Raw genomic sequence first — 11812 nt, 5'->3', positions numbered from 1 at the left:
GGCGAGTTATGTATTGAAGCAATATGATATATGCAAGCCCTTTTTTACTTATAGTCTAAATAATGATATGCTTTTAACTTTAATTTTTTCGTTTTTAATGGTGATAGTTTTTCTTGCTGTTACCTTTTCTTTTTATAATAGAGAAAACCAATTAGGGAAATTTGGTTTTAGAATTATGTCATCAGCACCGACTATTCTTACCTCAATGGGGATATTAGGTACATTTGTTGGTATTAGTTATTCTTTACTTGAATTTAATACAAATAATTTAGATAAAAGTATCCCAATTTTACTTGATGGAATGAAAATTGCATTTTTAACCAGTGCGATTGGGATGACACTTTCTATTTTTCTAAAAATCTTAATGTTAATATTAGGTAAGGAAAATGAGGCAGAAGAGAATCAGATTATTATTGACAGTATTCAAAAGCAAACAAATAGCTTAAATGATAATATTCCAGAATTACTCACTAAATTAGTAGAAAGCTCAGAATTACAACAGAAAAATATGAAGTTATTTGAGCGTAAGTTATTCAAAGAGTTACGAAATTTTGGCACAAACATCACAGATATAACCACTCAAAGTGTTATTGATGCTTTAGAAAGCATTGTTATGAATTTTAATGATAGTTTAGCAGTTCAATTTGGTGAAAATTTTGCAAGATTAGATAAAAGTGTTAAGGGAATGTTGAAATGGCAAAAAGGCTATAAATCGCTACTGGATAATTTAGCCAATAACCATGAACTTAATGCAAGAACATTAGATGAAGCGAAAGATTCAATGTTATCTATTGAGCGTTCTATTAGTAATATTCCTTTATTAGTTAAGGATTTTGAAAAACTGATTCAATTTAACCAAAAACAAATCGGTAGAATTGGAGAAGAAATGATGATTTTTACAGATATTAAAGATAAAGCATTAGAATCTTTCCCTGAAATTGAAAGACGCTTTACTAATATTGCAAATACTATCGAACAAGCTAGCCAGCAGTTTAATGATCAATTAGTTCAACATACTCATAATATAAGTGCTAATCTCACAAAAATTGCACAAGATTTAATTATCGATGTGGGAACAAATAATCGAGCAATTATTCATAGCAATGAAAAATATTATCAAGAACTTATGATAACAACAAATAAAATACAAAAAGTCTTAAAAACATTTGATGAACAGCTCTTTAAACAATTAACAGAAATTCAATTATCTTTTAAACAATCTGTTGAAGAGATGACTCAAGAACAAGTTTCTCAATTCAGACACGTAATGGAAAATCTCTCAAAAGAAAATCAGCATTTTGTTGATAAATTATCAGAAAGTACATTTAGTGGTTTATTTGGAAAAGTATTTAAGAAGAAATAATTTATGTCATTATTAAGAAAGAAAGATAACAGTAGTCAGCATTGGCTGACTATTTCAGATTTAATGTCAGGGCTAATGATTATTTTTATTTTTATTGCTATTTCATTTATGCGTTCGACTTATTTAGAAAAAGAAAAAGTAAAAAAGATAGAAATACAATATGAAGAATTAATATTAAAAGATAAAAGCCTAGACGAGGCTATAAGAGAGTTGAATGAGATTAAAGAAAAAAATGATATATTACCGTTAGAAAAAGATAAATTAACTGAAAAGTTAGCTCAGCTTGATAACTTTAATGCTGTATTAGATGAAAAAGAAAAAATTAGTCAAGAACTAACTCAAATTAGAGGAATCGCAGAAGCGTATCAAAATAATCAACTGGCTATTTATGAGGCTTTAAAAAAAGCCTTTCCTGATGATGAGTTATCAGAAGATAAATTGAATGCGGAGATTGATAAAGAAACATTGACATTTATTTTTAAATCTTCTGATTCATTATTTGATAATGCCTCAGCGAACTTAAAAGAGAAATATAAGCAAGCATTAACAGTCTTTTTTCCAAAATATATTCAGGCAGTACTACCCTATAAAGATTCTATTAGTGAAATTCGTATTGAAGGGCACACGAGTAGTGAATGGAATGTCTTTCCAAAAGAAATTAAAAATAAAGATATAGATGTTAAAGATTTATATGGATATTTTGGCAATATGAATCTTTCACAAGATAGAACAAATTCCGTGCTTAATTATGTTTTGAATGATTTAAGAACAGAAATCCCTAATGAATATCGAAAATGGTTAAGAGATCATACAGCAGCGGTTGGGCTTTCTTCCTCTAAACCTATTTTGGATGAAAATGGCAATGAAGATAAAAATAAATCTCGGCGAGTAACTTTCCGTATTATAACGAACGCAGATAGTAAAATTCAGCAAATCCTACAGCAGTAATATTTATAGAATCGCACAGAGTCACATTGCTTTTACTCTATACCGTGATGAAGTATAGTGCATGTGAGCTTAATCTTTATTAGACACACATCGATTTTGATTAAACAGGGCTTACCACACCTGGTTTTCCTGCCTGTTGATAGTAATAAAAGGTATCATAGCTCATCTCCATAATTTTATGAGCTTGAGAAATGCTACCTAACTCTCCGACTAAATTAAGTAAACTCGTTCTGTGTTTAATGAGAAGGGATTAGAATAAAACATGAGAGTTTCTTTTTTTGTTTAGATTGATTTTGACACTCATATTCTAAACAGGAAACTCTCACTTTTTATTGTGGTTTGTCAGATTACAACTGATCTTCTACAGCTTAAAGCCTTGTACTATTACTATAAGGCTTTAAACACATTTTTACCCGACTATTCTTACTATATGCCATTATTCAGCCATAAATGTAAATGCGACTTCTCGTCGCTCTTTAATCAGCCGTTTACGTTTCCAAATATGCATAATCCGATGGTTTTTATTGGTCGTTAATGTGCGTTTTTGCTTCAACCTTCCTTTACGTTTCATTTTGTTTCTCCTGATTTACACTCTCTTCATTCTGTTGTTCTAATATTTTTTGCTCTTGTTGGAGTTTTTGTTCTTCAACACGCAGATGATTGACCAAGCTGCTGTGATATTTGCGGATATTTTCCACATAGCTAAATGCCTCAAAACCACGTGCATAACCATATTTTAAATTGGCGTAATGACGTTTTTCCGCCAAAAGCGGGAGATTTTTCTTTACATCTAACCAATTATCAGGATCTCCCCCAAGCTGTTTGGTTAAACGGCGCACGTCCAGCAAATGCCCTAATCCCATATTATAAGCCGCTAAACCATACCAAATGCGATCCTCAGAGGGTACAGTTTCGGGGATTTGGCGAATAAGCATATTCAGATATTCTGCCCCGCCACGAATGCTCTGTTCGGCACTGGTTCGATCGATTACTCTCATTCGATCTGCAGTATCGCGAGTGAGCATCATCATCCCACGTACGCCTGTTGAAGAGGTTGCATGCGGATCCCAGCGAGATTCTTGGTAAGCAATAGCCGCCAACATTGGCCACTCTAGTTCGCCTTTATGTTTCTCAAATAATGCCCGATATTTAGGCAATATATTTTTAACTGCGTTAAGGTAAATGGAGGCATCAGCATAATCAAAATGGTTCAAATGGTTGAAGTATTTTTCTTCAATTCTAGCAATCAAACCTGTTTCATTGGCGTTATCCATAAAATCCAGCACAGAAGCCTGTAATTCGCTAAATGAGCTTTTACCAAAATACCACACTACTGGCATTTCATCAGTTAAATCAAAACCAACCGCCAGATTAGGGTTGATATATTGTGCGGAAGAAATATCCACCGATGGTGCAATAGTATAAGGAATTTTACCCTCAGCTACTTGCAAAAGTAGCTCTTCTTGAGTGAATTTATCTGTTGTTTGCCATTTTAAAAGAGGTTGATTTTCTTTTAATTGTTCCAAAATTGGAAGCACACCCGAACCAGCCGGTACAAGGATTTCTGCTTGTAACTCATTTAATTTATATGGTCGCTGCGTACCTTTTCTATATGCTACTTGCCAAGAGGCAGAGTAATAGCTTGTGCCAATTTGGAATTGTTCGCCATGCGAAGACTGATAAAGTAAGCCCGCCGCTGCCATATCAATTTTATTCTGTTTTAAGGCTTGGAAAAGCTGCTCGCTGTTATCAAATAGCGTGATATCAAGTTCCACTGCTAAATAATCAGCAAAAGCCTTACTGAGCTCATACTCAATACCAGCCTTACCTTCCGCATTGACAAAATAAGCCAGAGGGTGGTTAATCATCCCTACTTTGAGCTTTTTAGTATGCTGAATTTGCGTATAACGGTTTTCTTCAGCTTGCATCAATTTTTGCCACGGATAAACCATATCCCACGACCATAACAAGAGAGCAATCGCTGTCGTTAAGGAGAGAAATAGACCTTTCAAAAATACCTCTTATCAACGATATTTATCTAAAAAACGGTAGTAAGGAATACCCACCTTCAATGCCATTTTCTTAATCCATTTTCCGCCGTAAAAATGCGGTACTTTTAATCCCTCAAAAATTGCAAGGCGTTCATCATTACCACAAATCGCTTCGCTAATAATTCGTCCTGCTAAACCTGTTAATGCAACTCCATGCCCTGAGAAACCTTGTGCAAAATAAACATTCGGTTTTGCTCGCCCGAAATGAGGCGTGGAATTCATCGTCATATCAATAGGACCGCCCCAACCATACTCAATTTTAGTATCTTCCAGTTGCGGGAAAACAGCGAGCATTTCTGAGCGCATTTTAGCGATCATATCCACATTCGTGCTGGAATCAGAACCAAAAAGCAAGCGATTATCTGCAGACAAGCGGTAATAATCGAGCAATAAATTGTTATCGCAAACTGACATTCCATTGTTAATCAGACTATCTGCCATTGCTTGAGAAAGTGGTTCAGTTGCGATAATAAAACTTTCTACAGGCAAAATGGTATTTTCAAGGCCGAACGTGATTTTTTTAGAAAGTACATCAATGTAAGCATTTACCGCTAACACCACATGTTCACAGCTCACGGTAATATTTTCAGCAAAAACAACCGCTTGCGTATCGCTTTTTACTTGAATTTCAGTAGCGGGCGAATGCTCGTAAATTTCTACACCTGCTTCAACACAGGCTTTTGCCAAGCCTAAGCAGTAATTTAGCGGATGCAAATGCCCAGAATTGCGGTCGTATAAACCACCCACATAAATATCGCTGCCTAAATGCTGTTTGAGCTGAGCTTTATCCCAGAGTTGCATATTGGTGTAGCCACATTGCTCTTCGCTTGCTTTTTGCATTGCGATTAAGTCATCCATTCGGCGATTATTAAGAGCTAATGTTGCGTAACCTTTTTTCCAATCGCATTGAATGCCATACTTTTGCACACGCTCGTCAATAATATCGATCGCTTCAAGCGACATATCCCATAATTTTCGAGCTTTCTCAAAACCGATATGATCGATATATTCATCAATACCTTCTTCAAAGCCGTTAATTGCCTGGCCACCCGAACGCCCCGATGCACCAAACCCCACACGAGCACCTTCTAAAACAATCACTCTTTTGCCCTGTTCAGCTAGCTCTAAAGCGGCAGAAAGCCCTAAAAAGCCCGCACCAATCACGCAAACATCAGCAGATTGGTTGACAGAAATTTTGGGGAATTGAAGATCGAGATTGCGAGAATCGTAATAATAAGAAGAACGGTGTTCTTGGTAAGCAAAATTCAGCATAAAAAATAAGATTGATTAAATAAAAATAGATGCAATCGTAATAAGAAAAATGATTTAAATCAACGAAAATTTTATTTAATGAATTTAAAGAAATTATATAGAAAATAATGATGGCGCACCCGAGAGGATTCGAACCTCTGACCGCTCGGTTCGTAGCCGAGTACTCTATCCAGCTGAGCTACGGGTGCGTGATAAAGTAAATGGCGGTGAGAGAGGGATTCGAACCCTCGATAGAGCTTTTGAACCCTATACTCCCTTAGCAGGGGAGCGCCTTCAGCCTGCTCGGCCATCTCACCACTCACTGTGTCTGTGTGCGGTGCATATTACTAGATTTAAAAAATATGTCAAACGCTTTTCTGAAAAAAATCTTGAATTTGTTTACACTTGCCTACTGAATAGGCGAAATGTTTATTTTTTGTAAAAATCAAAACAAAAGCGGTGAAATTCTGAGAAAGATTTACAAATCTCTTTCAAAACTTCACCGCTTGCTTAAATTGAGTGGTTAGCTAAATAATTTACCTAACATCCCTTTTGCCGCTTGTGCCATCAAATCATTCACGTTTAGATTGTTTAAATCAGGCAACTGACCGTTTGGCGTAAGCATATCCACCATTTTCGGTAAATATTCCGCAAGTACATTACTCGCATCCAGTTCAGAAACTCCCACTTTCTCCGCTGCTTGGCTCATATTTTCTTGCCCTATAACCTCAACGACTTGATTCGCAGAAATCGGCTGATTTTTTTCATCAGTACTAATCCACGATTTCAAAATTCCTTCCAAACCACTTTCTTGAAAGCGTTTAATAATGCCCTCAATTCCACCTTGAGATTGCAATAGCACTTGAATTAACTGAATCGCCACCGACTGGTTATTATTACCATTATTTAAAATAGATGACGCTACCGAGCCTAAAATATTACCTAGCATAAAAATACTCCTAAAAGAAACGTTCTTCAAAACGAGGGCATTCTAACTGATTTCTTAGTATAAAACTGTCAATTTACAAAAAATTATGTAAATTTCTTTTATTTAATCAACCCCTGAATTTGTTGCAAACCATTTAACCTTGTGCTGGTCAAATGTGGCGTGATTTTCAAATCATCAAACAGCTGTTGTAAATTAAATTCAGCCAATTCTGCATCAGACTTTTCAAGCAACGCAGTTTGGACAATCATTAAAATCCCTTGCATTAAGCGAGCATCGCTGTAAGCAAGGACTTTTCTTGGCGATTTTTCAAAAACGAACCATAAACGGCTTTCACAACCGTGAATTTCAGATACGTTTTGCAACTCAGCCTCACTTAATTTAGGCAATTGTCGGCTAAGTTGGATGAGCAAGCGGTATCTTTCTTCCCAAGATTTACAAAGGGCAAATTTTTCGTAAATTTCTGCAAGATTCATTGTTTTTCCTCGATAAAATTTGCAAAAGATTGTAACAATCTGCCCACTTGTTGTTAATGATTTTATGAAAATTTGCTAGAATAGCTCTATTTACCGAATTTAATAAGGATAAAATTTATGTCATTAGTTCCTATGGTTGTTGAGCAAACCCCGAAAGGTGAACGCTCATACGATATTTTTTCACGCTTGTTAAAAGAGCGTATTATTTTCTTAAATGGTCAAGTTGAAGACAATATGGCGAACTTGATTGTGGCTCAACTGCTCTTCTTGGAAGCTGAAGATCCTGAAAAAGACATCTATCTTTACATCAATAGCCCTGGTGGTGTGGTAACGGCAGGATTGGCAATTTACGACACCATGAATTTCATCAAGCCTGATGTAGCAACCCTTTGCACGGGGCAGGCTTGTTCAATGGGTGCATTCTTGCTTTCAGGCGGTGCAAAAGGTAAACGTTTTGCACTACCAAATGCTCGAGTGATGATTCACCAACCGCTAGGTGGTGCACGTGGTCAAGCAACCGATATTCAAATTCAAGCCCAAGAGATTTTAAAACTCAAAGAGATGCTTACCCGCAAAATGGCAGAACATAGCGGTCAACCATTCGAAAAAGTGGCTGCGGATACTGAGCGTGATAACTTTATGTCGGCACAAGAAGCGATGGAATATGGCTTGATTGATAAAGTATTAACTTCTCGTGGCGAGGTGGCGTAATGGCATTTGAAAAAGAACCTCACTGCAGTTTCTGCGGTAAAAAACGCTCAGAAGTCAATCAACTTGTTGAAGGCACAGAAGGCTTTATTTGTAACGAGTGCATCGAAGAATCCTACAATCTGTTGAATAGCGAAGAAGAGCCGTTAATAGATGAAACACATGATGAGCAAAAATTCTTCGACAACGTGCCAACTCCGCACGAATTACACGCTCATTTAAACGACTATGTGATCGGGCAAGAGCACGCTAAAAAAGTGTTATCGGTAGCCGTTTATAACCACTATAAACGCTTAAAAAGTGCACTTTCTAACCACGAAGTCACCAACGGTGTCGAGCTTGGCAAAAGTAACATTTTGTTAATCGGTCCAACGGGTAGCGGTAAAACTTTATTGGCAGAAACCTTGGCTCGTCGTTTAAATGTGCCCTTTGCCGTGGCGGATGCTACAACGCTCACTCAAGCAGGTTACGTGGGCGAAGACGTGGAAAACGTGATCCAAAAATTATTGATGAAATGCGATTTTGATGCGGAACAAGCCGAACGCGGGATCGTCTTTATTGATGAGATCGACAAAATCACCCGTAAATCAGAAAGTGCCTCGATTACCCGTGATGTATCGGGCGAAGGCGTACAACAAGCGTTGTTAAAATTACTTGAAGGCACGGTGGCGAATATCAATCCACAGGGTTCTCGCAAACATCCAAAAGGCGAAACTATCCCTGTGGATACTTCGAAAATTCTATTTATTTGTGGCGGAGCATTCGCTGGCTTAGATAAAATCGTGGAAGCACGCACCAACAAACAAGGCGGTATCGGCTTTGCGGCGGAGTTAAAAAACGACAAAGAACGCCAAGACTTAACTGAGCTTTTCAAACAAGTTGAGCCTGAAGATTTAGTCCGTTTTGGTTTGATTCCAGAGTTAATTGGCCGTTTGCCTGTGGTCACCCCATTGCAAGAGCTTGATGAACACGCATTGATTCAAATCCTAACCGAACCGAAAAATGCGATCATCCGCCAATATCAAGCGCTATTCCAAATGGAAAATGTAGAACTTGAGTTCACTAAAGAAGCTCTCGTTGCAATTGCGAAAAAAGCAATTGCTCGCAAAACAGGTGCCCGCGGCTTGCGTTCTATCGTTGAGAATTTATTGCTCAATACGATGTATGATTTACCAACACTGAAAGTGAAGAAAGTCACGGTAGGTAAGGAATGCGTGGAAAGTGGTAAGAAGCCCGAGATTGAGTAATTTCTCGTAGAAGCATAAAATACCTAAGGTAAAACCTTAGGTATTCATTTTTATAGGAACAAAAAAGGAGAAACTACTATGCAAAAACTACTTTTTATCATCAATTCCGCCCCTTATGGTAACGAAATGTTCTTCAGCGGCTTACGTCTCGCCTTACAAATTCAAGAACAACACAAGGCAGAAATCAAACTTTTCTTAATGTCTGATGCAGTAACTGCGGGGCTTGCGAAACAAAATCCGTCTGAAGGCTATCACGTACAGCAGATGCTCGAAATCCTTACTTCACAAGGTGCGACGGTAAAACTTTGCAAAACCTGCACCAATGCGCGTGGTATTACTGAACTTCCACTTGCAGATGGTGTAGAAATCGGCACACTCGTTGAACTTGCCGACTGGACAATGGAAGCCGATAAGGTACTCAATTTCTAATGAAAAAAGCAGATGTGATCATTATCGGAGCAGGTGCTTCGGGCTTGTTTTGTGCGGCACAATTAGGGCAAGCAGGCAAAAATGTGGTGGTGCTGGATAGCGGCAAGAAAATCGGGCGTAAGATTTTGATGTCGGGCGGTGGCTTTTGCAACTTCACCAATTTAGATGTTACACCACAGCATTACTTAAGCCAAAATCGCCATTTTGTGAAGTCGGCACTGGCTCGCTACACCAACTGGGATTTTATCGGCTTAGTCGCTCAATATGGCATTACCTACCACGAAAAAGAGTTAGGACAACTTTTCTGTGATAAAGGGGCGGAGCAAATCGTACAAATGCTACAAAGTGAATGCGATAAAGGCAAGGTTGATATTCAGCTTCGACAAGCGGTCGTTTCTGTTGAAAAAGTTGCAAATCATTTTGAAATTCAGACCGCTAGTGAAACTTACCAAGCACAACATTTGGTTATCGCAACAGGCGGGCTTTCTATGCCTGCCTTAGGTGCAAGCCCTTTCGGTTATAAGGTTGCCGAGCAATTCGGTATTCCTGTGATTGCACCTCGTGCAAGCCTTGTCCCTTTTACGTGGAAAGAGAGCGACAAGCCTTTTGCTACCCTTTCGGGTATTGCTTTACCTGTGACCGCAAGTAATGATCGCATCAGCTTTAGTAATCAAATGCTATTTACCCATCGTGGTCTTTCAGGGCCTGCGATGTTGCAGATTTCGAATTATTGGCAAATGGGCGAAGCAGTTGACATTGATCTTTTACCTGCTGAGAATATTCTCGATATTTTGCAAGAACTGCGTCAATCTTCGCCAAAATTACAGCTAAAAACGGTGTTAAATCGTTATCTTCCCAAAAAATTAGTAGAGCTTTGGTTTGAGCAACACTTATTGAAAGATCAAGTCATCGCACAACTTAGCAAAGCGGAATTACAGCACTTAGATCAATTTATCCATCATTGGCAATTTATTCCAAATGGTACGGAAGGCTACCGCACCGCAGAAGTGACGATGGGCGGAGTAGATACGGATCATATTTCTTCTAAAACAATGGAAGTAAAAGGCATTTCAGGGCTTTATTTTATTGGTGAAGTGCTGGATGTAACAGGCTGGCTCGGTGGCTATAATTTCCAATGGGCGTGGTCCTCTGCTTATGCTTGTGCAGAAGGGATTATTCAGCATTAATCACTAATACGCCCACTTTTGTGGGCGATATTTTTATAGACTATTTCGCTTTTCTCACCTTCGCCAACCAACTTACTGAAACCACAATCACTACCGTACCAATCCAGAAAAATGTACTTGGTGCATGCTCCCAAATTAACCAGTCAAAAATACTTGAAAAAATCACCCCCGTAAAGGTAAAAGGGGCAATCACATTCACAGGCGCGTGTTTGAAAGCACGGGTGAGAAGAAGTTGGAAAACCAAGCCAAATCCGCCCACTAACAGCAATAAACCCAATTCATATAAATCAGGCATTTTCCATTGATGAATAAAGAAGATTGGCAATAACAGCGTGCCGATTAAATGGAAGTAGAACACAATATTTTTCGGCGAATTGTGTTTGTTCAACTCTTGTAAACTAATAAACGCCATCGCCGCCAATATCGCACCGCCTAAGCCAATCAGCACATAAACCGGTTCAAATGAGCCATTTTGGTTGGAAAGCAAAATAATCGAGACACCCGCAAAGCCCATCAAGCTTAATCCCAACACGTTAAGCGGTGTTTTTTCACGGAAAAAGAGCAATAAAATCGGCACAAATAGCGCCGAGGTGTTCATCAATAACACCGAAATGGAAAGCGGTAAAAATTTCACCACATAGAAGTTAATCAGCATACTGCCCACCCCCGCCAAGTTACGCAGCACCAAAAATTTCCACTGACTTGTTTCGACTTTGAAATCTCGATCCTTAATCATAAATGGCAGCAAAAACAGCAAACCGATTAGAAATCGGGAGAAAAGTGTTTCGCTCGCAGGCATCGTATCAGAGGCTGTTTTCACAAATACGTTCATTAATGTGATGCTAAAATAGGCGGAAATCATAAAGATAATCGCTTTGTGGTAAAGCGAACTGGCGGATTCGGTTTGCATATACTTCTCTTCTGGTAGGCTTTTCCAAATTATTGGCAAATCATTTAAAGAAATCAACCGCTTTCAGAAGATTTTTTTGATACTCTTTGAAGCAATTACAAACAAAATATTTCAACAATATTAATACTGAAGGGAAATAAATAGAGGGCTGCAGTAGCACTCAAAGTAAAGGGGGATTCATCCCCCTTATTTTCTGATAAAACGACTACATTTTCTCTTTCTTCATCATTTTCGCTTTTTTCATTTTTTTATCCGCCTTCATTTTTTTCTCTGATTTCATTATCTTATCTGATGGC

At 38.1% G+C, this 11812-nt stretch carries 12 protein-coding genes, 2 tRNA genes and 1 pseudogene; 6 read left to right on the top strand and 9 right to left on the bottom strand.

What is annotated here, in order from left to right:
• Both QMF79_RS05415 and QMF79_RS05410 read left to right on the top strand, forming a co-directional pair.
• Positions 1–1363: MotA/TolQ/ExbB proton channel family protein (locus QMF79_RS05415; protein ID WP_281773040.1), on the top strand; the 1363-nt coding region annotated here is incomplete at its 5' end.
• 3 nt (positions 1364–1366) lie between these two features.
• Positions 1367–2311 (top strand): OmpA family protein, encoded by a 945-nt coding sequence (locus tag QMF79_RS05410; protein WP_281773039.1) that lies wholly within the window; start codon positions 1367–1369, stop codon positions 2309–2311.
• A gap of 78 nt (positions 2312–2389) precedes the next feature.
• Here the strand turns inward: QMF79_RS05410 and QMF79_RS05405 are convergent.
• From QMF79_RS05405 to QMF79_RS05370, 8 genes and pseudogenes are all read right to left on the bottom strand, one after another.
• Positions 2390–2575: pseudogene (locus tag QMF79_RS05405) on the bottom strand (IS481 family transposase); the annotation flags it as partial.
• 172 nt (positions 2576–2747) lie between these two features.
• Positions 2748–2882, bottom strand: coding sequence for a hypothetical protein (locus tag QMF79_RS05400; RefSeq protein WP_263970744.1), 135 nt, complete (start codon positions 2880–2882; stop codon positions 2748–2750).
• Positions 2872–4323 (bottom strand): membrane-bound lytic murein transglycosylase MltF, encoded by a 1452-nt coding sequence (gene mltF / locus QMF79_RS05395; protein WP_281773038.1) that lies wholly within the window; start codon positions 4321–4323, stop codon positions 2872–2874. The genes QMF79_RS05400 and mltF overlap by 11 nt, the downstream gene beginning before the upstream one ends.
• A 12-nt stretch (positions 4324–4335) precedes the next feature.
• The gene (locus QMF79_RS05390; RefSeq protein WP_281773037.1) at positions 4336–5634 is read right to left on the bottom strand and encodes an NAD(P)/FAD-dependent oxidoreductase; all 1299 of its coding nucleotides are present in this window, start codon (positions 5632–5634) and stop codon (positions 4336–4338) included.
• A gap of 111 nt (positions 5635–5745) precedes the next feature.
• A tRNA-Arg gene (locus tag QMF79_RS05385) sits at positions 5746–5822 on the bottom strand.
• A gap of 13 nt (positions 5823–5835) precedes the next feature.
• Positions 5836–5930: transfer RNA gene (locus QMF79_RS05380), tRNA-Ser, on the bottom strand.
• Between the two features lie 206 nt (positions 5931–6136).
• Positions 6137–6562, bottom strand: coding sequence for a YidB family protein (locus QMF79_RS05375; protein WP_040218571.1), 426 nt, complete (start codon positions 6560–6562; stop codon positions 6137–6139).
• 98 nt (positions 6563–6660) lie between these two features.
• The gene (locus tag QMF79_RS05370) at positions 6661–7035 is read right to left on the bottom strand and encodes a SufE family protein (RefSeq protein ID WP_111312572.1); all 375 of its coding nucleotides are present in this window, start codon (positions 7033–7035) and stop codon (positions 6661–6663) included.
• Positions 7036–7152: 117 nt separating this feature from the next.
• Between QMF79_RS05370 and clpP the strand changes: the two genes are divergently transcribed.
• The 4 genes from clpP to QMF79_RS05350 all read left to right on the top strand — a co-directional run bounded on the left by clpP (position 7153) and on the right by QMF79_RS05350 (position 10606).
• Positions 7153–7746, top strand: coding sequence for an ATP-dependent Clp endopeptidase proteolytic subunit ClpP (clpP, locus tag QMF79_RS05365; RefSeq protein WP_005707144.1), 594 nt, complete (start codon positions 7153–7155; stop codon positions 7744–7746).
• Complete coding sequence (gene clpX / locus QMF79_RS05360; protein WP_281773036.1) at positions 7746–8990, top strand: ATP-dependent protease ATP-binding subunit ClpX; 1245 nt, start codon at positions 7746–7748, stop codon at positions 8988–8990. The genes clpP and clpX overlap by 1 nt, the downstream gene beginning before the upstream one ends.
• Positions 8991–9068: 78 nt before the next feature.
• Positions 9069–9419 carry a DsrE/DsrF/TusD sulfur relay family protein gene (locus QMF79_RS05355; RefSeq protein ID WP_281773035.1) on the top strand — a complete coding sequence of 117 codons (351 nt, stop codon included), beginning with the start codon at positions 9069–9071 and terminating at the stop codon, positions 9417–9419.
• Positions 9419–10606: an NAD(P)/FAD-dependent oxidoreductase gene (locus QMF79_RS05350; protein ID WP_281773034.1), complete on the top strand. Its 1188-nt coding sequence runs from the start codon at positions 9419–9421 to the stop codon at positions 10604–10606. The genes QMF79_RS05355 and QMF79_RS05350 overlap by 1 nt, the downstream gene beginning before the upstream one ends.
• Before the next feature lie 40 nt (positions 10607–10646).
• Here QMF79_RS05350 and QMF79_RS05345 read toward each other — a convergent pair whose 3' ends face one another.
• Positions 10647–11516 (bottom strand): DMT family transporter, encoded by an 870-nt coding sequence (locus QMF79_RS05345; RefSeq protein ID WP_281773033.1) that lies wholly within the window; start codon positions 11514–11516, stop codon positions 10647–10649.
• Between the last annotated feature and the right edge of the window lie 296 nt (positions 11517–11812).

It is taken from the genome of Pseudohaemophilus parahaemolyticus (assembly GCF_938021905.1).
Classification (GTDB): domain Bacteria; phylum Pseudomonadota; class Gammaproteobacteria; order Enterobacterales; family Pasteurellaceae; genus Haemophilus_A; species Haemophilus_A parahaemolyticus_B.
Note: the sequence above shows the minus strand (reverse complement) of the source record. Positions and strands in the feature narration are given on the sequence as shown.